At 31.4% G+C, this 19470-nt stretch carries 25 protein-coding genes; 16 read left to right on the forward strand and 9 right to left on the reverse strand.

Annotation, left to right across the window (positions count from 1 at the left end):
- Nucleotides 1–111 precede the first annotated feature (111 nt).
- Nucleotides 112–1056: an energy transducer TonB gene (locus B2217_RS05210; protein ID WP_180906269.1), complete on the reverse strand. Its 945-nt coding sequence runs from the start codon at nt 1054–1056 to the stop codon at nt 112–114.
- A gap of 121 nt (nt 1057–1177) precedes the next feature.
- Between B2217_RS05210 and B2217_RS05215 the strand changes: the two genes are divergently transcribed.
- The 11 genes from B2217_RS05215 to B2217_RS05265 all read left to right on the forward strand — a co-directional run bounded on the left by B2217_RS05215 (nt 1178) and on the right by B2217_RS05265 (nt 10827).
- The gene (locus B2217_RS05215; RefSeq protein ID WP_291122177.1) at nt 1178–1828 is read left to right on the forward strand and encodes a hypothetical protein; all 651 of its coding nucleotides are present in this window, start codon (nt 1178–1180) and stop codon (nt 1826–1828) included.
- Between the two features lie 111 nt (nt 1829–1939).
- Nucleotides 1940–2911, forward strand: coding sequence for a tryptophan--tRNA ligase (trpS, locus tag B2217_RS05220; RefSeq protein WP_286475531.1), 972 nt, complete (start codon nt 1940–1942; stop codon nt 2909–2911).
- Between the two features lie 119 nt (nt 2912–3030).
- Nucleotides 3031–3360: a HesB/IscA family protein gene (locus B2217_RS05225; RefSeq protein ID WP_125349067.1), complete on the forward strand. Its 330-nt coding sequence runs from the start codon at nt 3031–3033 to the stop codon at nt 3358–3360.
- 1 nt (nt 3361) lies between these two features.
- Nucleotides 3362–4216 carry a hypothetical protein gene (locus tag B2217_RS05230; protein ID WP_219035201.1) on the forward strand — a complete coding sequence of 285 codons (855 nt, stop codon included), beginning with the start codon at nt 3362–3364 and terminating at the stop codon, nt 4214–4216.
- 4 nt (nt 4217–4220) lie between these two features.
- Nucleotides 4221–5678, forward strand: coding sequence for a Fe-S cluster assembly protein SufB (gene sufB, locus B2217_RS05235; protein WP_291122178.1), 1458 nt, complete (start codon nt 4221–4223; stop codon nt 5676–5678).
- A 44-nt stretch (nt 5679–5722) separates the two neighbouring features.
- The gene (locus B2217_RS05240) at nt 5723–6067 is read left to right on the forward strand and encodes a four helix bundle protein (protein ID WP_219035200.1); all 345 of its coding nucleotides are present in this window, start codon (nt 5723–5725) and stop codon (nt 6065–6067) included.
- Nucleotides 6068–6106: 39 nt separating this feature from the next.
- Nucleotides 6107–6862, forward strand: coding sequence for a Fe-S cluster assembly ATPase SufC (gene sufC / locus B2217_RS05245; RefSeq protein WP_038333580.1), 756 nt, complete (start codon nt 6107–6109; stop codon nt 6860–6862).
- 149 nt (nt 6863–7011) lie between these two features.
- On the forward strand, nt 7012–8331 hold the full coding sequence (gene sufD, locus B2217_RS05250) for a Fe-S cluster assembly protein SufD (RefSeq protein WP_185096032.1): 1320 nt from the start codon (nt 7012–7014) through the stop codon (nt 8329–8331).
- A 136-nt stretch (nt 8332–8467) separates the two neighbouring features.
- A complete protein-coding gene (locus tag B2217_RS05255; protein WP_221627901.1) occupies nt 8468–9691 on the forward strand; it encodes an aminotransferase class V-fold PLP-dependent enzyme in 1224 nt (407 codons plus the stop codon).
- A gap of 81 nt (nt 9692–9772) precedes the next feature.
- On the forward strand, nt 9773–10021 hold the full coding sequence (locus tag B2217_RS05260; RefSeq protein WP_291122179.1) for a hypothetical protein: 249 nt from the start codon (nt 9773–9775) through the stop codon (nt 10019–10021).
- A 14-nt stretch (nt 10022–10035) separates the two neighbouring features.
- Nucleotides 10036–10827 carry a DUF3667 domain-containing protein gene (locus tag B2217_RS05265; RefSeq protein WP_180906277.1) on the forward strand — a complete coding sequence of 264 codons (792 nt, stop codon included), beginning with the start codon at nt 10036–10038 and terminating at the stop codon, nt 10825–10827.
- A gap of 55 nt (nt 10828–10882) precedes the next feature.
- Here the strand turns inward: B2217_RS05265 and B2217_RS05270 are convergent, their stop codons facing one another.
- The 3 genes from B2217_RS05270 to B2217_RS05280 form a co-directional block, all read right to left on the reverse strand.
- Nucleotides 10883–11209 (reverse strand): single-stranded DNA-binding protein, encoded by a 327-nt coding sequence (locus tag B2217_RS05270; RefSeq protein ID WP_180906278.1) that lies wholly within the window; start codon nt 11207–11209, stop codon nt 10883–10885.
- Between the two features lie 80 nt (nt 11210–11289).
- Complete coding sequence (locus tag B2217_RS05275) at nt 11290–11673, reverse strand: DUF3037 domain-containing protein (protein WP_180906279.1); 384 nt, start codon at nt 11671–11673, stop codon at nt 11290–11292.
- Nucleotides 11651–12442 (reverse strand): HipA family kinase, encoded by a 792-nt coding sequence (locus B2217_RS05280; protein WP_180906280.1) that lies wholly within the window; start codon nt 12440–12442, stop codon nt 11651–11653. The genes B2217_RS05275 and B2217_RS05280 overlap by 23 nt, the downstream gene beginning before the upstream one ends.
- Nucleotides 12443–12563: 121 nt before the next feature.
- Here B2217_RS05280 and B2217_RS05285 point away from each other — a divergent pair, with 121 nt between their 5' ends.
- Nucleotides 12564–13199, forward strand: coding sequence for a SanA/YdcF family protein (locus B2217_RS05285; protein ID WP_180906281.1), 636 nt, complete (start codon nt 12564–12566; stop codon nt 13197–13199).
- Nucleotides 13200–13235: 36 nt separating this feature from the next.
- Here B2217_RS05285 and B2217_RS05290 read toward each other — a convergent pair whose 3' ends face one another.
- From B2217_RS05290 to B2217_RS05300, 3 genes are all read right to left on the reverse strand, one after another.
- Complete coding sequence (locus B2217_RS05290) at nt 13236–13766, reverse strand: adenine phosphoribosyltransferase (protein ID WP_114999872.1); 531 nt, start codon at nt 13764–13766, stop codon at nt 13236–13238.
- A 93-nt stretch (nt 13767–13859) separates the two neighbouring features.
- Complete coding sequence (locus tag B2217_RS05295) at nt 13860–14288, reverse strand: acyl-CoA thioesterase (protein ID WP_180906282.1); 429 nt, start codon at nt 14286–14288, stop codon at nt 13860–13862.
- 84 nt (nt 14289–14372) lie between these two features.
- Nucleotides 14373–14633, reverse strand: coding sequence for a hypothetical protein (locus B2217_RS05300; RefSeq protein WP_114999876.1), 261 nt, complete (start codon nt 14631–14633; stop codon nt 14373–14375).
- A 255-nt stretch (nt 14634–14888) separates the two neighbouring features.
- Between B2217_RS05300 and dnaA the strand changes: the two genes are divergently transcribed.
- From dnaA to B2217_RS05320, 4 genes are all read left to right on the forward strand, one after another.
- Nucleotides 14889–16316, forward strand: a complete 1428-nt coding sequence (gene dnaA, locus B2217_RS05305) for a chromosomal replication initiator protein DnaA (RefSeq protein WP_038333589.1) — start codon at nt 14889–14891, stop codon at nt 16314–16316.
- Nucleotides 16317–16334: 18 nt separating this feature from the next.
- Nucleotides 16335–16781, forward strand: a complete 447-nt coding sequence (locus B2217_RS05310) for a low molecular weight protein-tyrosine-phosphatase (protein ID WP_180906283.1) — start codon at nt 16335–16337, stop codon at nt 16779–16781.
- A gap of 9 nt (nt 16782–16790) precedes the next feature.
- Entirely contained in the window at nt 16791–17498 is a 708-nt protein-coding gene (locus tag B2217_RS05315; protein WP_180906284.1) for an SAM-dependent methyltransferase, read from the forward strand.
- A gap of 206 nt (nt 17499–17704) precedes the next feature.
- Nucleotides 17705–18178: a DUF962 domain-containing protein gene (locus B2217_RS05320; protein ID WP_180906285.1), complete on the forward strand. Its 474-nt coding sequence runs from the start codon at nt 17705–17707 to the stop codon at nt 18176–18178.
- A 49-nt stretch (nt 18179–18227) separates the two neighbouring features.
- Here the strand turns inward: B2217_RS05320 and B2217_RS05325 are convergent, their stop codons facing one another.
- Both B2217_RS05325 and B2217_RS05330 read right to left on the reverse strand, forming a co-directional pair.
- Nucleotides 18228–18782, reverse strand: coding sequence for a hypothetical protein (locus B2217_RS05325; RefSeq protein ID WP_180906286.1), 555 nt, complete (start codon nt 18780–18782; stop codon nt 18228–18230).
- Between the two features lie 134 nt (nt 18783–18916).
- A partial coding sequence (locus B2217_RS05330; protein WP_291122180.1) for an SGNH/GDSL hydrolase family protein occupies nt 18917–19470 on the reverse strand: 554 nt, incomplete at its 5' end.

The raw sequence follows: 19470 nt of genomic DNA on the forward strand, positions 1-19470 counted from the left end.
TATGCATTTAAAGGAACTTTTTCTGAATAGATATTCAATTTCTTAAACAATAGAAACCATCACACTCAAAAAAAATGAATGCAATGGTTTCAGAAAGAAAAGTATTATTAATTATTCGTTTGTTTGAAATCTAACCGGAATTGAGAAAATTAAATTTGCATCAGAACCATCTTCTAATTTTGCAGGCGTTATTTTTTTACCTTTTCTTAGAATTTGTTTATTGATACGCTCCAACGCAGATTTAGCTTCTTTCCCTAAATCTTGATTACTTCCGCTTAACGGTTTTACTTGTGAAATTTCTCCATTTTTGTTTACAATAAATTGCATTTTAGCAACGGCTGAACCAATATTATTTCGAGAAGCAGTTTCGGCAAAATCACTTAATTCTCCACCTAACTCTTTCGAGATTTTATCACTCATACATTTTGTCAATGCAGCATTTCCTTTTTTACTTTCGCTTTCACAACCAGGATAAATTGCCATTACCGCAGCATTTTTCGCTGTAATTGCAACATCAGGTTTTACAGGGGCTGGTGTTTTTGGTCCTTCTGGAATGTCTGTATTTTGTTTACCTACTTTATTTCCTTCGTCACTTTCTTTTCCTCCACCAACTTGTCCATTCGATTTATCACCATCTCTATCAAAAGTGCCTAAATCTTTTCCTTTCAGTTCGTCAACAGATTTTATAGTTTCTTCAATTTTCGGACTTTCTGTTGGAGTTGGAATAATATGTTTCGCCTGATCTGTTTTCAATTGAATTGTTTTTTCTTCCATCGGTGGATCTTCTTTTGGAGGAACAACTTCTTCAACTTTTTTATCGGGAGGAGGAGTTACATCATCTAAAATAACAATTACACCATCACCTTTTTTTGTTATTTCATTATTCATTGTTCTATTATTTGCATAAATAGTTCCGCCAGTAATTAATGCAACAATACCAATCCCTACAAAAAGAGATTTCATCAAATCTTGGCTTGCAACTTGTCTTAGTTGATAAGCACCGTATTCTTTGTTTCGATTTTCGAAAAGAATGTCTAAAAAAGCTTTGTTACTCATATCAATATAATTTAAGGTTAATGAATCCTTTTTCTTTATAGATTCATCTTTTTGCAAAAAGGTTGGTTGAGGTTTGAAAAATTTTCGAAAAAAGTTTAATTTTATTGAAAAGTAGATTTTTATGCAGCTACAAATTGATAAAAAATGCAATCAGAATTGGAACGAAATGAAGGATGCGGAGTCACAACAAAAGTTTTGTGATGTTTGTTCGAAATGTGTTCACGATTTAGATCATTATTCATTCAAAGAATTAAAAACTTTTCTGAATGATAATCCTACTGCTTGTGTAAAAATAAAAACCAGAAAATTAGAACAATTTAATTCATATGAAGCTTCAAAATCTATTTCTAATCAATCCAAAAGATGGTTACAACTTTCTTCTTTAGTTGGATTTTTAAGCTTTTCATCAATCACAAAAGCACAAACTGAGAATGATTCGATTGTTGTTCAAGGAATTATTAATGATGGTAATGGTTTTCCAGAATATGATATTCCAGTAAATCTTAAAAATTCGAAAAAGATTGTATATACAAATGAAAATGGTGAGTTTAAAATAAAAGTTCCGATTAATCAAGATTCTTATACTTTAGAATATGATAGTTATGGAATTAAAGAGTTTACTTTTACAAATCCTTCTATATGTCAGAATATAAAAACTGAAACAGGTGATGTTCTTTTAGGTGAAGTAGTTTACTATAGAAAATCACATTTCATCAAAAAAGTGGGTCGCACAATTTCTTGGCCATTTCGACAAATAGGGAAGCTTTTTTAGTTGATCCATATGTTTTTCGTCATTCTTGTCAATTAATTCAAATAAACTTCTCATTACAATTGGTGCATTTCGTTGATTAAGTTTATCTTTGTTCCTTAAATTTTTAAACAAATGCCAAGAATACTTACAGGAGTTCAAGCTACTGGAACTCCGCACTTAGGAAATATTTTAGGAGCAATTTCTCCCGCAATCGAATTAACGGAGAAAGAAGGAAATGACTCTTTCATTTTTATTGCTGATTTACACGCTTTAACGCAAATTAAAGATGCGGAAGTGTTAAAACAAAATACATACGAAGTGGCTGCAACTTGGCTGGCATTAGGTTTAGATCCTTCGAAAGTAGTTTTTTACCGTCAATCTGATGTGACTGAAACAACAGAATTAACATGGTATTTATTGAACTTTTTTCCATTTCAACGTCTTACTTTAGCGCATTCTTTCAAGGATAAAGCAGATTATTTAGCAGATGTAAATGCAGGATTATTTACCTATCCAATTTTGATGGCTGCGGATATTTTATTATATGATGCAGAAGTTGTACCCGTTGGTAAAGATCAATTGCAACATTTGGAAATTACACGTAGTGTTGCCGAAAAATTTAATCATCAAATGGGAGAAACTTTTGTTTTACCACAAGCTGCAATTGACGAAAATATTATGTTGATTCCAGGAACTGATGGAAATAAAATGTCTAAATCAAGAAATAATTTTATCAATATTTTCTTACCAGAGAAACAATTGCGCAAGCAAGTAATGTCGATTGAAACGGATTCAACTCCATTAGAAGATCCTAAAAATCCAGATACAGACAATGTTTTTGCTTTATACAAATTATTGGCAACGCCAGAACAAATAGAGGAAATGCGTCAAAATTATTTGAATGGAGGTTACGGATATGGTCATGCAAAACAGGCTTTATACGAATTGATTTTAGAAAAATATGCAGATGCGCGTACTAAATTTGATGAATTGATGAATGATAAAGCGACTTTGGATGCATTTTTAGAAAATGGAGCATTGAAGGCAAGAGATGTTGCACAAAAAGTATTGAAACGTACACGAAACAAATTGGGATTGAAGTAATTTGATCCAATTGTAAGTTGGCGATAAATAATATAACTTAAGCGATTGTTAATATTTATATAGTTCATTATTTGAAGTCATTTTAAATAAGTATCTTTGCAATATAAAATTAGAATCAAATGATTAAGGTTTCAGAATCAGCAAAAAATAAAATAATTTCACTTTTACAAGAAGAAGGAACTTCTATCGAAGAATCTTTTGTTCGTGTAGGAGTTACGAGTGGAGGATGTTCAGGTTTAAACTATAATTTAGAGTTTACAAAAGAACAAAATGCAGATGACAAATTGTTTGACGACAATGGTGTAAGAATTTTGGTTGACAAAAAATCATTTTTATACCTTGTTGGAATGACATTAGAATATTCGGGAGGATTGAATGGAAAAGGTTTCGTATTCAATAATCCAAATGCATCGCGCACGTGTGGTTGTGGAGAAAGTTTTGCAGTTTAAGATGAAAAAAATAGCTTTATTCGTTACGTTTTTGATTGGTTTCGTCGCTTTTGGACAAAATACAATTGTAGAAAAAGATTTGATGGTTTTTCAACCAACTGAATCTTCAAAAAAGTTGAATAAAGCCTATTCAGAACAACTGTTTTTCGGTTTGTTTAATGTAAAACCTTTTATAAAAGCGTTAGATTTAGACGAATCAAAAATCAAAACAATCACCATTACCAATGCATCAAACAAAAAAGTTGCGTACAAAGCAAATTATGATGTGACAGGAAATCTTCTTGATTTTGAATTGACAGATGAGGTCGCAACACCAACTAAAGTAAGTTATACGTACAAAGATGGTTTAATTTCTGCCGAAACAATAGCAAGAAAAGGAAGTGAAGCAAAAACAAATCAATTCTTTTACGACCAAGAAAATATGTATGTCAAAAACGGAAATAAACTTTTTGATATCATTTGGTTAGAAGGAGATGTGATGTTGAAGAAAACCTATATGGAGCAGAAAATTGGTTTCGAAGACCGATTAATGCATGATTGTAGAATTACAAAATCATTAGGTCAAGACATTAATAAGATTTGTTATAGCAATTCAACATTTAAGGTGCCATTCAAAATAAAAGAATATACGCCAGATGTTGCGCCAAAAACAGAAAGAATTAATTTGGTAGAAGGACCTTGGTCAGAAATTAAATTAATTGCTCAAAATAAATATCAGATTTCGAAAAATAATCAACCACAATTTGAGGTGATTTTAGATCAAAATCAACGATTAAAAGAATTCAAATTTTTAGGAAATAAAGCTGATAAACAGCAACCTTTACAGTTTAATTTTACCTATACATTTTATAAATAATAAGATGAGTAACACAAAATATACAGAAGACGATCTACGTGAAGATCTTGCTAGCCAAAAGCAATATGAGTTTGGTTGGACGACTGAAATGGAATATGAAGAATTCCCAGTTGGATTGAATGAAGATATCGTGCGTGCTATTTCAGCCAAAAAAGAGGAGCCTGAGTGGATGACGGAATGGCGTTTGGAAGCTTACCGCGCTTGGGTTAAAATGGAAGAACCAGAATGGGCAAACGTAACTTACGAAAAGCCAGATTTTCAGGCTATTCAGTATTATGCAGCTCCAAAACCAAAGAAAGAATTAGCAAGTTTAGACGAAGTTGATCCTGAATTATTAAAAACTTTCGAGAAATTAGGAATTTCTTTAGATGAACAAAAACGTTTGTCTGGAGTTGCGATTGATGTGGTTTTTGATTCAGTTTCAGTAAAAACAACTTTCCGCGAAACATTAGCAGAAAAAGGAATTATTTTTATGTCAATTTCGGAAGCAATTAAAGAACATCCAGAATTGGTGAAAAAATACATTGGTAAAGTAGTTCCGCCAACAGATAACTTTTATGCAGCTTTAAACTCGGCAGTTTTCTCGGACGGATCATTCTGTTATATTCCAAAAGGTGTTCGTTGTCCAATGGAATTATCAACGTATTTCCGTATCAACTCTGCAGGAACAGGACAGTTTGAGCGTACTTTATTAATTGCGGACGAAGGTGCTTATGTTTCGTATTTAGAAGGTTGTACAGCGCCAATGCGTGATGAAAACCAATTACACGCTGCTGTGGTTGAGTTAATCATTATGGATGATGCTGAGATCAAATATTCTACTGTACAAAACTGGTATCCTGGTGATGATAAAGGAAAAGGTGGAGTTTTCAACTTTGTAACAAAACGTGCAGTTTGCGAGAAAAATGCAAAAGTATCGTGGACGCAAGTTGAAACAGGTTCTGCGGTAACATGGAAATATCCATCTTGTATCTTAAAAGGAGATAATTCGGTAGGTGAGTTTTACTCAATTGCGGTAACAAATAATTATCAACAAGCGGATACAGGAACAAAAATGATTCACATCGGTAAGAATACGAAATCGACAATTATTTCGAAAGGTATTTCTGCTGGTAAATCTCAAAACTCTTACCGTGGTTTGGTGAAAGTGATGAAAAACGCTGAAGGAGAACGTAACTTCTCTCAATGTGATTCATTGTTGATGGGTAACGAGTGTGGTGCGCATACTTTCCCTTACATCGAAATCGAAAATAAATCGGCTCAATTAGAACACGAAGCAACAACTTCTAAAATTGGTGAAGATCAATTGTTCTATTGTAATCAACGTGGTATCGATACTGAAAAAGCGATTGCATTAATCGTAAACGGATTTAGCCGCGAAGTATTAGACAAATTACCAATGGAGTTTGCCGTTGAAGCGAAAAAATTATTAGAAATCTCATTAGAAGGTTCTGTAGGATAGTTATTAATAATGAGTTGATGTGATAATTTGTTAATGAGTTAATGATGGAAAAAGATAATATCATTTTAAAATTAACTTTAGAATTTTCACTATTAATTATAGAATATTGTGAAGAACTTGAATTGGATAAGAAATTTGTTATTTCAAATCAATTATTAAAATCAGGAACTTCAATAGGAGCAAATATTAGAGAAGCTCAAAACGCTGAAAGCTTGAATGATTTTATTCACAAGTTTAAGATTGCAGCAAAAGAAATTGATGAAACCAAGTATTGGTTAGAATTATGTCAATTATCTAAAAATTATCCAAATACAGAAAGTTTATCTGATAAATTGGTAAACATTTCTAAAATTGTGAATAAAATTATAAGTACATCAAAATCAAGATAATTAAAGAATTATCACATTAACTAATTTACAAATTAGATTATGTTATTAAATATAAAAGACTTACATGCTCGTATCGAAGAGCGCGAAATTTTAAAAGGTTTAAACCTTCAAATTAATCCAGGTGAAGTTCACGCGATTATGGGACCTAATGGTGCTGGAAAATCAACTTTATCTAACGTTATTACAGGTAAAGAAGAATACGAAGTAACGGATGGTGATATCGAGTTTGATAATGAATCAATCTTAGAATTAGCACCAGAAGAAAGAGCACAAAAAGGAATTTTTATGTCTTTCCAATATCCAATCGAAATTCCTGGAGTTTCTGTAACAAACTTCATCAAAACTTCTATCAACGAAACGCGTAAAGCACAAGGTTTAGAAGAAATGGGAGCTTCTGAAATGTTGAAAGAAATTCGTGCAAAAGCAGAATTATTAGGAATCAAAAAAGATTTCTTATCTCGTTCACTTAACGAAGGTTTCTCTGGAGGTGAGAAAAAACGTAACGAAATTTTCCAAATGTTAATGTTAAACCCAAAATTAGCCATCTTAGATGAAACTGATTCTGGTTTAGATATTGATGCTTTACGTATTGTTGCGGATGGTGTAAACGAATTCAAAAATGAAAACAATGGAGTGTTAGTAATTACACACTACCAACGTTTATTAGACTATATCGTTCCTGATTTTGTACACGTTTTAGCAGACGGAAAAATCATTAAATCTGGTGGTAAAGAATTAGCTTTAGAATTAGAAGCAAAAGGTTACGACTGGGTAAAAGAAGAAGCAGGAATCTAATTAATTTAGAAGTTAGATATTAGAAGTTAGATATTAGATATTAGAAGTTAGAAAGTGGTTATAAAATATTTTTAAATCCAGAATCTAAAATCTAAAATCTAAAGTCTGAAATCTAAAATCTGAAATCTAAAATCTAAAATCTTATAAAGATGATTGATTTAAAAGAAAATTTAGTTTCTCGTCATTTAGTGTTCAACGAAAAAAATAAAGTGAATAAAGGAATCGAAGGTTTACGTCAAGAAGCTATCGAAATCTTTAATCAAAAAGGTTTTCCGACACGTAAAGACGAAGAATGGAAATATACAAATCTTGCTCCTTTGTTGAAGGTGGATTACAAATTGTTCCCAGAAGACGAAGTTGCAGTAGAGTACAAAGACATCAAGAAATATTTGATTAATGATATCGATACATATACAATCGTATTCATTAACGGAAAATATTCTTCGTTTTTGTCAAATACAACACATGATGAAGCTGATATTTGTGTCTTGTCAAGCGCAATGCATAAAACAACTCATCAAGCTGTAATTGAGAATTATTATGGAAAAATTGCGAAAAAAGATGAAAGTTTAGTAGCTTTAAACACAGCTTTTGCAAAAGATGGAGCTTATATTTATGTTCCAAATAATGTGATTTTATCTAAGCCAATTCAGATTGTTTATTTCTCAACAGGAGCTTCTCAAGAAGCAATGTATCAACCACGCAATTTGGTTGTAGTTGGAGATAATGCGCAAGTTCAAATTATCGAAAGACATCAAACATTAGACGAAAAAGCGAACTTAACAAATGTTGTTTCGGAGGTGAATGTTGGACGTAATTCTGAAATTCATTGGTACAAATTCCAAAATGATTCTAACGATGCTTCTTTAGTTGACAATACATATATCAATCAAGAAAGAGATTCTCGTGCCAATGTATTTACGTTTGCTTTTGGAGGAAAAATTGTGCGTAACAATTTGAATTTCTTCCAAAATGGAGAAAATTGTAACTCTGTAATGGACGGAATTACGGTGATTGATGGAAAACAACATATCGATCATCATACATTTGTGGAGCATAATTTCCCGAATTGTGAGTCGCACGAATTGTACAAAGGGATTTACGATGAGAAAGCGCAAGGAGTTTTCAATGGTAAAATCTATGTACATAAAGAAGCTCAAAAATTGAATGCATTCCAACAAAATAATAATGTTTTATTATCTGATGGAGCTTCAATTAATACAAAACCTCAATTAGAGATTTTTGCTGACGATGTAAAATGTTCGCACGGATGTACAGTTGGGCAATTAGAAGAAGAATCTTTATTCTACATGCAACAACGTGGTATTCCGAAGAAAGAAGCGAAAGCAATGTTATTGTATGCCTTTGCTGCAGACGCTTTGCGACATGTGCAAATTCCACAAATCTCAAATAGAGTAAACTCTATAATTGCAAAAAAATTAGGAGTTAGTTTAGATTTCGAATTATAAAATATAGTTCTGAGTTATACGTAATAAGTTTTAAGTTGAACTTATTTTGAAATATAAAGTAAGTATTTGAAACTATTTTGAATACTTACTTTTTTATTACACATCACTCATAACTCATTACTCAAAACTTAAAAAAATGTCAATAGATATTCAACAAATAAGAAGTCAATTTCCAATTTTAAATAGAGAAGTCAACGGAAAACCATTGGTTTATTTAGATAATGGTGCAACTTCTCAAAAACCGAAAGTTGTTTTAGATGTTTTAGACGAATATTACGAAAAGTACAACGCAAATGTGCACCGTGGAATTCATACATTAAGTCAAGAAGCAACAGATTTGATGGAAGAATCACGCCGTAAGATTCAGAAATTTATCAATGCGAAACATGATTACGAAATCATTTTCACGCGTGGAACAACGGAAGGAATTAACTTAGTTTCTAATTCACTTCGTAATGTTTTAACAGCAGATGATGAAATTATTATTACCGAAATCGAGCATCATTCTAACATCGTTCCTTGGCAATTGTTGTGTCAGCGAACTGGTGCAAAACTGAAATATATTCCATTAACTGCAGAAGGTATTTTGGATATTGAGAAGTTGGATGATTTATTGACAGATAAAACCAAATTAGTTTGTGTTAATCAAGTTTCGAATGCTTTAGGTGTTGTAAATCCGATCAAAACAATTATTGAAAAAGCGCATGCAAAAGGTGCTTGGGTTTTGATTGATGCGGCACAATCTGCTCCACATACAGTGATCGATGTACAAGCGATGGATTGTGATTTCTTGGTTTTTTCTGGACATAAAATGTACGGTCCAACTGGAATCGGTATTTTGTATGGAAAAGAAGATATCTTGAATGAATTACCACCTTTCCACGGAGGAGGAGAGATGATAAAAGATGTAACGATGGAAGTTTCGACTTACACTTGTTTACCTTTTAAATTTGAGGCTGGTACACCAGATATTGCAGGTATTATTGGACTTGGAGCTGCGGTAGATTTTATCAATTCTATCGGACTGCAAACGATTCACGATTATGAAAAAGAATTGGTAGATTATACCATTCAACGTTTATCAGAATTTGATGAAGTGGAGATTTATGCAAAAGATGCAGAGCATTCTGGTGCTGTTTCTTTTAACTTAAAATTTGATGGTGTTCATTCATCTGATGTCGGGATGATTTTGGACAAAAAAGGAATTGCGGTTCGTACAGGACATCATTGCGCGCAACCAATTATGCATCATTTCAATATTCCGGGAACGGTACGCGCTTCATTCGCTGTTTATAATACAAAAGAAGAAATAGATACATTTATCGAAGGTCTAAAAACCGCGATTAGAATGTTAGGATAATATTAAAAGGATTTCATTTTTTGAAATCCTTTTTTGTTTCAATTAATTTTTTATTTTTGACGTAATTAATACTAAAAACTTATGCAAACTAAAAATAAATTATCAGAACTAACATTAGATGAATTACAGACTAAACATAAAAAAGTTAATAAACTAACAATTACGATTCAAGTTATATTACTTGTAATTTCTATTTCACTTATTCTTGGAGTTTTTGCAAATTATTTAAAACCTTTAAACGTCGTTTTTGTTTCTTTATCTGTCATTTTTATTCCATTTATTACAGGTTTAAATCAAATCAACCAAGAATTAAAAAATAGAAATAATTAATTCTTAAGATTTTTATGAGTGATAAATGTATGACTTGTGGTAATTTGATTACAGAAAATTTCTGTGGAAATTGTGGTCAACGTAAAAATAAGAGAATTAATAAAACTTATATATTGGATGAATTGCAAGATTTGTATGCGCATACAAACAAAGGTTTCTACTATACATTAAAGAAAACAGCAATAAATCCTGGTAAAACAGCAAGGGAATTCATTGAAGGAAGCCGTGTTAATCATTATAAGCCTTTAATGTTTGCTCTAGCACTTTCTGGTATTGCATCATTTTTAAGTTATCAAGTAATTGGTTTAAATGACATTTTTAAAGAGACTTATAAGTCTATGGGACTTAATAATGAGTTTTCAAATGATATAATTGCCTTCTTAGCTAGTAATAATGCATTATTGATGTTAGCATTACTTCCATTTTTTGCTATACTTACAAAAATTGTTTTTAGAAAATGGGGTGAAAATTATTATGAACATGTAGTGATGAATTCATTTATTTTATCGTTTTATACAATAAGTTCAATATTAATAATTTATCCACTAATGTATTTTTTTAAAAATGATTTGGAAATTATTTTTAAAATCACATCATTAAGTTTTTTATTACTTCCATTTATTTTATTCTTCTTTTATAAGAATTATTATCCAACAAAATCAGTAAAATTGATTATATGGAAAATCTTTTTAATTTTTTTGTTAATGATACTTTCATATATCGTTTTAATAATCATATTTAGTCTAATAGTAGGTTTAATGATTGTAATAAATCCAGAGTTTGGAAACTATTTTAGAAAAAGTTAATTAATAAAACAATAAAAGGGAAACGAACTAATCCGTTTCCCTTTTATTTTAAACGCTAAAGAAGTACAATTTCATCAATTATAATTTCTGTAATCGTTTTTTGTTGATCATCTTTATCTTGATAATCTCGGTAAGTCAATTTACCTTCTATAGCAAGTTGTTTTCCTTTTTCTACGTGTTTTTCGATCACATTTACAATTGGTCCGTAAGCAACTAAATTGTGCCACGTCGTTTGCTGCACTTTCTCACCTTTGCTATTTGTGTAGCTTTCGTTTGTTGCTAGACTAAATTTTGCAAGCTTCTTTTCGTTTTCTAATGTTTTAACTTCAGGATTGCTACCAACATTCCCAATTAGCTGAACTTTGTTTCTTAATGTACTCATGGCGATAAATAATTTAAAATTAATGTATAACCAAATTTAAGAAAATGTTTTTAAAATATTCGTTTTTAAGTATTTAACTTTTATAAAACATGTTCTTTAAATAATCGATCCAAGGTTTTATCAAGGTTTGTTGTTTTACCTGGATGCGGACGAGAACTTTGGATAGACGAACTTCTGACAGCCGTTAACCAACGAAAACGTTCAGGCGTTTCGAAATTAGAGACAGCAGATTCGGGATGAATTCCTTCGGCAATTTTAGACAAAGCATTCAAATTACTGTCAATAAAATCAAGGTCTAATTCGTGGCAAAAAGCATTGATTCTATTATCATTAATAAAATATTTTACTTTCAAATAATCTTCTTTTTTAGAAAATATAATCACTCCAACATTGATAAATTCTTCGCGTTCAACTTTCGGAACCAAACGAAGAATCGCATACTCATATAAGATTTTTTCTGGCATTGTTTGCTTCGTTTATAAAAAGTTCGGTATGTTGTAATCGAGTTTTGATAAATGTTTTGTAGACCGTTTTCATTTCTTCGTGAGTAGAATGCGTAACTTCTGTTTCTAACCATTCATCAGGAATCAAATCGACAATTTTATCAATGATTTCATCATTCAAAATCGCTTTAAATTCTGCATCAACTTCTTCAAGTTTTGTCGCATTTTTCAATAAAACATGGTCTTTAATTGGTGTAAAAGGAGCAAGAGCCGCTTTTTCCCAATTGTCCCACGAATGATGAAAATAATAAGATGCACCATGATCTATCAACCACAATTCTTTGTGCCACATCAACATATTTGTATTGCGAAAAGTACGATCAACATTCGTCAAAAATGCATCTAACCAAACGATTTGCGAAGATAATTTATCATCAATTTTCATCACAGCCGGATCATAATTGATTGCGCCAGACAAATAATGCAAAGCCAAATTAGTTCCTTCGCTAAATTTTAACAAATCCTGAATTTCTTCATCAGCTTCGGATTGACCAAAATATTCGTCCAAATTTGCAAAAACTAATTCAGGAACTTTAAATCCTAAAACACGTGCAATTTCTCCTCCTAACAATTCAGAAATCAGCATGCGAGGGCCATGACCAGCACCTTTAAATTTTAAAACATATTTAAAACCGTCATCTGCATCAGCTAGTGCTGGCAAAGAACCACCTTCGCGCAAAGGTTGCAAATAGCGTTCAACGGTAACTGTTCTTAACTCAATCTCATTCATTCTCTAAAATTACGATGAAAAATTTAAAATAATTTTCACATTTATAATTTTTAAATATCACTAAACTTATAGACTTTTGAATGTTAAAATTTTTTAAAACAAAAGATAGTTGAGTAAACTTGTGAAAATAGGAAGATTTGTAATGCGTAAAAGTATGTTTATCGTTGGATTAATAACGGTTTTTACTTTGATCGTTGCATTGATTATTCAGATTTTTACTTCGTATTACATTTACAATTATCAAGGAAATATTCCGTCAGATTATCGTGTAGCAGTTGTCTTTGGTGCAAAAGTGCAAGCTAATGGACAACCAACTCGTTTTTTAAAAGATCGTTTGGATGCTGCAATTCGACTTTACAAAGAAGATCAAGTGGATGTAATTTTACTTTCTGGAGAAAAACTTCACGAGAATTTTAATGAAATTGATGTGATGGAAAAATACTTGTTGGATAGAGGTGTCAAAATTGAAGATACTTATCTCGATGGGGCAGGTTTGGACACGTATAGCACGATTTATAGAACCAAAAATATTTATCAATTTGATAAAGTGATTTTAATTTCTCAATCTTATCATCTCAAAAGAGCGCTTTTCTTAGGAAAAGTTTTCGGATTAGATTGTATTGGATATAATGCAGATAGCGGACCTTATAAAACAGAAGGTAAACAGAGTTTTAGAGAGATTTTAGCGAATATAAAAGCTTTGTTGGATATTGGGAATGAAAGAGCGCCTGAAGTGATTATAGCGCCTAAAAAATAAAAAACTCCGCTCAAAATTTTGAACGGAGTTTTTAGTTTAATATTCTGTTAAAGTAACAATATCAGTTGTAAAAGAAGTTAATTTATCCTTTCCGTTTAAGAAAGTCAAATCAACAATAAATGAAAATTGTGTTGTTTTTCCTCCACATTTTTCTACCAATTTAGCACAAGCTTCGGCAGTTCCACCAGTTGCCAAAACATCATCGTGAATTAAAACTCGCGCACCATCTTTGATGTAATTCGAATTTACTTCTATCGTTGCTTGTCCATATTCCAAATCATACGATTGACTAATTGTTGGAGGAGGTAATTTCCCAGCTTTACGAATTAATACAAAAGGGACTTTTAATTTTTGTGCAATCTGAATTCCGTACAAAAATCCTCGGCTTTCAATTCCACAAACAATATCCACTTTACCTTTTGCTTTTTCTACAAAAGCGTCTACAATTTCGTCCGAAAGTTCAGGATTTAAGAACAATGGAGTAATATCTTTGTAGACAATTCCTTCTTTTGGAAAATCGATAACGTCTACAATCGTTTGATTGATTTTTTCTTGAAGTGTTGACATTCGTTTTTAATAATGTTTTGTTAAGGAACAAATTTAATGAGAAATCATGTGCAAGAATTTGTTTTAACGAATAATTAATCATTCTAAATAATATTATAAACCTAAACTTGTCCAAATACGTTCCGGAATACGAACAAGACGTCGAGTTTCGGCATCAATACAACATAAAATAGTATATCCTTGATTAATTATTTTTCCCGCTTCATTATATATATTGTAATCAAATCGAATGCGAACACCTTTGTCGCGCTCATGAACTGTTGTTTCAATTTCTATTAATTCATCGTACAAAGCGCTACCAATATATTTTGTATGCATTTCGATAATCGGCATCTGAATTCCCATTGCTTCCAATTCGGCATAAGGAAAACCACGTTCACGCATCAATTCTACACGACCAATTTCATAAAACTCTGGATAGTTTCCGTAATAAACCACTTTCATTTGATCGGTGTGTTTATACAGAATACGAGTTTTGGTGCGAAAAACATTTAATTGTTCGGTTTGTTCTATCTTCTCCATAATTTTCTAAAACATCATTTTAATCTTCAAAAGTAGAGAACAAAAAAAAGACTTTATCATTAATTATATAAAAAATGAAAAAGTCTATTCAGTAATTTTTTTGTAATCCATCCAACTAAAAGAAGTTTGTGAAGAATCTTTTTGCTCTTCTTTTAAGAAATCATATTGAATTTGAATAATCGTTTTGAAAGTAGGATTTGCTATTTCATAATAAAAAGTCCTTACATTTTCTTCTTCACCTTGTTCAATTCGTAAAAGAGAAAAATTATTTTTGATGCCCAAATCATTTAAATGATTTTCTACTTTGATAATTGCGAAGTCAATTTTTTCTTGTGTAATTTCCATAGTGATACAAAAATAAGAATTAATAGTTTTATAAGCCAAAATATGTCCGAAAAGATTATCTTTGCATTACTTTTATTTTATCTAAAACTACTTATTGATTATTTTGAATTATACAAAGTATTTTTTAATATATCAATACCTAAATCATTTTTTTTATTCAAAATTTGTTCACAATTTTGTAGAGAAGGGTTGATGAAAATTTAACATTGACTTTCAGTAATTTACATTAAAACTTAAGCACTTTTGGACAATATTATGACGATAACTGCAAATTCTGTGTGGGAAAAATGCTTGTCTTTTATAAAAGACAACATTGCGGAAGATGCCTTCAATACTTGGTTTGTACCGATACGTCCGGGCAAACTAAATAATAATGTTTTAACAATACAAGTACCAAGTAAATTTTTTTACGAATGGTTAGAGGAACATTATATCAAAATTTTAAAAAGTGCCTTACAAAAAGAATTAGGTTCTGATGCAAAATTGGTATACAGTATTTTGATGGATCAAAAGTCGCAAGGACGTGAGCCATTTACGGTACGTATTCCAAGTTCGAACAAAGAAAAACCTCGCCCACAAGAGGTAGAAGCGCCAATTAATTTGCAAGCTGGTAAAATGATGAATCCTTTCGTTATTCCAGGATTGCAAAAATTAAAAATTGATTCGCAATTAAATCATAATTATACATTCAATAATTTTATCGAAGGAGAATCAAATCGATTAGCTCGTGCGGCTGGTCGTGCGATAGCCAAACGCCCAGGAGGGACTTCGTTCAATCCACTATTCATCTATGGTGGAGTAGGATTAGGAAAAACTCATTTGGTGCATGCGATAGGTTTAGAAGTAAAAGATTTACACCCAGAGAAAACTGTTTTGTATGTTTCTACTGAGAAATTTACACAACAATTTATAGAAGCAGTAAAAAATAATAATCAAAATGATTTCATTCACTTTTATCAAATGATTGACGTTTTGATTATGGATGATATTCAGTTTTTATCTGGAAAAGCAAAAACGCAAGAAGTTTTCTTCCATATATTTAACCATTTACATCAAAGAGGAAATCAGATCATTTTGACTTCGGATAAATCTCCAGCAGATATTCAAGATATGGAAGATCGTTTGATTTCTCGTTTCAAATGGGGATTATCAGCCGATTTACAAAATCCTGATTACAATACACGTCTTTCAATTTTGAAACAAAAATTAGAAAACGATGGTATCGAATTTCCTGATGAAGTAATGGATTATATCGCGCAAAATATTGATACAAATGTGCGTGAATTAGAAGGTTCATTAAATTCAATCATTGCGCAAGCAACGTTGAATAAACGTGAAATTACGTTAGATTTAACAGCACGTACGTTATCAAAATTAGTACAAACAGCTCGCAAAGAAATCTCGATTGATTACATTCAGAAAACAGTTTGTGAATACTTCAAAGTGAAGATTGAAGATATTCAGTCAAAAACACGTAAACGTGATGTGGTACAAGCGCGTCAATTAGCGATGTATTTTGCAAAACAATATACAAAAGCGTCTTTGGCAAGTATTGGTACGCAAATCGGTAAACGTGATCACGCAACAGTTTTACATGCTTGTAAAACAGTGAAAAATTTACAAGAAACGGATAAGCAATTCCGTGGTTATATCGAAGATATTTCACGTAAAATTGCAGATTAATCTATAAATACTTTTTTAATGAAAATTTTGATGGTTTGTTTAGGTAATATTTGTCGTTCTCCGTTGGCAGAAGGGATTTTACAAGCAAAGGTTGGCGACAATCATTTGGTAGATTCTGCTGGTACAGGCGATTGGCATGTTGGTGAACAACCAGATAGACGCTCGGTTTCGGTTGCAAAAAAACACGGTGTTGATATTTCTGATCAACGTGCGATGCATTTCAATCCAGTTTTTTTCGATGAGTTTGATTTAATCTTTGCAATGGATGAACAAAATTTAATCGATTTGCAACAATTGGCTCGGAACGAAGAGGTGCAAAGTAAAATCAAATTGATTTTGAAAGATGGAATAGGGCAAACGCAAAATGTGCCTGATCCTTACTACGATGGTGAAGATGCTTTCGAGCATGTTTATCAATTATTAGATGAAGCCACAGACGGAATCATCAAAAAATACAATCTTTAAAATTATACAATGAAAACGGCTAAAGTTTATTTGATTCCTTCACTTTTAGGTGAAAGCGAACACAGTAGAGTATTGCCTTTATACAATCTTGACGTTATTCGAGCAATTGATACGTTTGTGGTAGAAAACGAAAAATCTGCACGTAAATTTATCAAACAAGTTTGCCCCGAAAAAGTTCAAGCCGATTTAGATATTTACATTCTAAACAAAGATACAGAGCCAGAAGAAATGTTAGATTTGATCAAATTATTGGATCAAAACAAAACAATCGGAATTATTTCCGAAGCTGGTTTGCCTGCGGTTGCAGACCCAGGTGCGCAGTTGGTAAAAGTTGCGCAGCAGAAACGCATCCAGGTAGTTCCTTTGATTGGTCCATCGTCGATTTTGTTGGCGTTAATGGCTTCTGGAATGAATGGTCAAAACTTTGCTTTTCACGGTTATTTACCAATCGATAAAACGGAACGTAAAAAGAAATTGGCTCATTTGGAAGCAGAAAGTGCGAAAACCGGAATTGCTCAAATTTTTATGGAGACGCCCTATCGTAACAATCAAATGGTAGATGATTTAACGAAAATTCTTCGTGCCGAAACCAAGATTTGTGTCGCGTGTCACATTACATTAGAGGACGAAGACATCCGCACGTTATCGATCAAAGAGTGGAAAAATGAAAAGTATGATTTTCATAAACGTCCCGCAATTTTTGTCATGCAAGCTTAAAAATTTTATAAAATAGATCAACACTTCGTGTTTCTTTTCGCGAGTCGTTGCTCCAAAGTATACGAGAAAGCCAACATCTATATGTTGGCTTTCTCGTATAATCAGTTTTTGTGGTAAAAATAGTTGAAGTGAATTAAAATATTTTAACGATTAGGTTTTATAATTTCTTAAAATTCAACTTATATTTAATTATAAAATCATCCAAAATGAGAAAAATAGAACAACTTTTTAGTGAATATGGAGAAAGTCATCAAAATGGGATAAACAAAACCATTCATTGGATTTGTGTTCCTTTAATCTTTTGGACGATTCTTGGTTTTATTTCCTACATTCCAGCACCGCACTTTTATATTCCAAGTTTTGGTTATATCAGTATAGCTTCAATCATTGCGTTGGTAATTGTTTCGGTTTTTTATTTTAGATTATCGATTGTCGTTGGTCTAATTATGATTTTTCTAATGTTGATTATGGAATATTTTATTTCGTTGTGCAATCTTCAATTCGGTACAAAATCTTGGATAGTTTATTTGGTGGTATTTATTATCACGTGGATTTTACAATTTGTCGGACACAAAATAGAAGGGAAGAAGCCAAGTTTTCTCAAAGATTTACAATTTTTGTTGGTCGGACCAATTTGGTTGTTGGGTTTTATTTTGAGAAAAGTTGGTATAAAATATTAGTTATTATTTAAAGGTAATTAATTTTTCGTCAGCTATTATACTCAATATTTTAACAAGGAAACCACCAATGCATATTGTATAATTTTCCATTTTTAATGAATATTTTGATATGTCCATCAGAAATATTATGCTCATCTTCTCTTAATTGAATTACTTGTAACTTACCTTCATTATAAACATCTATTGTCCCAATATCATTCATTGCATTTGGAAACAATTTTTTAAGTTCTGTAATAGTTGTTTGTGAGGATAATTTTTTTCCTTTGTATAAGATGTAATTATTCTTTGAGAATCTGAATTCATCAACTGCAAATTCATTTTTAGAATTTTCAAAACGAGAGCCATCTTTATAATAGTATTTATCATCCATGTTTTTGGTTCCATCTTTATTTTCGAAAATATAAGAACAAGGAGCTTCTTCTGACATCAACATTATACTATCAGCTTTACCAAAAACGTTTTCAAAATCTTTTTTAGTAAAAAATCGTTTAAGTTTTCCATTAAAAAGAATGTCATCTGTTTTCATGACTTCATTTTGATTATTATCAGGTTTAGGATTTTCAGTATTTGTATTTTGAACAATATTAACTGAATTATTATTCATCTTTTTACATGAATAAAAAAATAGAATAAGGATGGTAATAGTTAATCTCATAGGTTAGTTGTAATTGTTTAATAATTAGTGATTAAGTTAAGATTTTTATTGATTACATTTTAAAATTATTTTTTGAAAATAATCTATTTCTTACTCAAAATTTCATTTACTTTTTTCTCAATAGCTTCTGATAATCTGCTAAAACCTAAATCATTTGGATGAATTCCGTCTGTAGAACCTTCGTTATCCAAACCAATTAAATTATCACCTTTCAATAAATACAAATCTTTTACACCTTCTTTTATCAATGCATCGTATTGTGTACGATAGGTTTGATTTTGTCTTGTCATATCTTCGTGAGCAGTTAAATCAAATTTACTCATTGGTCGAATCAAACTTTCTACCATCAAGATTGGTGTTTTTGGGTGATATTTTCGGAGTAATTTGACGAACGGAATTGTTCTACTTTTTATTTCTTCGGGCGAACTGTTAGGAACACAATCCAAAATAAACAAATCAACACCTTGAATATCTTTAATCATTTCAGCCAATTCAATTTCAATTTTTGCATTTCCACTCAAGCCAAAATTAATGAATTCGTAACCCATTTTTCGTGTTAAAATAGAAGGGTAATTCATTCCAGGACGACTTGCTGACGCACCTTGTACAATGCTTGAACCATAAACCACGATTTTCT

The organism is Empedobacter sp. UBA7620, assembly GCF_002484185.1.
In the GTDB taxonomy this organism is placed as follows: domain Bacteria; phylum Bacteroidota; class Bacteroidia; order Flavobacteriales; family Weeksellaceae; genus Empedobacter; species Empedobacter falsenii_C.

Coding starts and splice junctions, on each gene's coding strand:
- B2217_RS05210 (WP_180906269.1), bottom strand. CDS start 1,056: ATGAGTAACAAAGCTTTTTTAGACATTCTTTTCGAAAATCGAAACAAA.
- B2217_RS05215 (WP_291122177.1), top strand. CDS start 1,178: ATGCAGCTACAAATTGATAAAAAATGCAATCAGAATTGGAACGAAATG.
- trpS (WP_286475531.1), top strand. CDS start 1,940: ATGCCAAGAATACTTACAGGAGTTCAAGCTACTGGAACTCCGCACTTA.
- B2217_RS05225 (WP_125349067.1), top strand. CDS start 3,031: ATGATTAAGGTTTCAGAATCAGCAAAAAATAAAATAATTTCACTTTTA.
- B2217_RS05230 (WP_219035201.1), top strand. CDS start 3,362: ATGAAAAAAATAGCTTTATTCGTTACGTTTTTGATTGGTTTCGTCGCT.
- sufB (WP_291122178.1), top strand. CDS start 4,221: ATGAGTAACACAAAATATACAGAAGACGATCTACGTGAAGATCTTGCT.
- B2217_RS05240 (WP_219035200.1), top strand. CDS start 5,723: ATGGAAAAAGATAATATCATTTTAAAATTAACTTTAGAATTTTCACTA.
- sufC (WP_038333580.1), top strand. CDS start 6,107: ATGTTATTAAATATAAAAGACTTACATGCTCGTATCGAAGAGCGCGAA.
- sufD (WP_185096032.1), top strand. CDS start 7,012: ATGATTGATTTAAAAGAAAATTTAGTTTCTCGTCATTTAGTGTTCAAC.
- B2217_RS05255 (WP_221627901.1), top strand. CDS start 8,468: ATGTCAATAGATATTCAACAAATAAGAAGTCAATTTCCAATTTTAAAT.
- B2217_RS05260 (WP_291122179.1), top strand. CDS start 9,773: ATGCAAACTAAAAATAAATTATCAGAACTAACATTAGATGAATTACAG.
- B2217_RS05265 (WP_180906277.1), top strand. CDS start 10,036: ATGAGTGATAAATGTATGACTTGTGGTAATTTGATTACAGAAAATTTC.
- B2217_RS05270 (WP_180906278.1), bottom strand. CDS start 11,209: ATGAGTACATTAAGAAACAAAGTTCAGCTAATTGGGAATGTTGGTAGC.
- B2217_RS05275 (WP_180906279.1), bottom strand. CDS start 11,673: ATGCCAGAAAAAATCTTATATGAGTATGCGATTCTTCGTTTGGTTCCG.
- B2217_RS05280 (WP_180906280.1), bottom strand. CDS start 12,442: ATGAATGAGATTGAGTTAAGAACAGTTACCGTTGAACGCTATTTGCAA.
- B2217_RS05290 (WP_114999872.1), bottom strand. CDS start 13,766: ATGTCAACACTTCAAGAAAAAATCAATCAAACGATTGTAGACGTTATC.
- B2217_RS05295 (WP_180906282.1), bottom strand. CDS start 14,288: ATGGAGAAGATAGAACAAACCGAACAATTAAATGTTTTTCGCACCAAA.
- B2217_RS05300 (WP_114999876.1), bottom strand. CDS start 14,633: ATGGAAATTACACAAGAAAAAATTGACTTCGCAATTATCAAAGTAGAA.
- dnaA (WP_038333589.1), top strand. CDS start 14,889: ATGACGATAACTGCAAATTCTGTGTGGGAAAAATGCTTGTCTTTTATA.
- B2217_RS05310 (WP_180906283.1), top strand. CDS start 16,335: ATGAAAATTTTGATGGTTTGTTTAGGTAATATTTGTCGTTCTCCGTTG.
- B2217_RS05315 (WP_180906284.1), top strand. CDS start 16,791: ATGAAAACGGCTAAAGTTTATTTGATTCCTTCACTTTTAGGTGAAAGC.
- B2217_RS05320 (WP_180906285.1), top strand. CDS start 17,705: ATGAGAAAAATAGAACAACTTTTTAGTGAATATGGAGAAAGTCATCAA.
- B2217_RS05325 (WP_180906286.1), bottom strand. CDS start 18,782: ATGAATAATAATTCAGTTAATATTGTTCAAAATACAAATACTGAAAAT.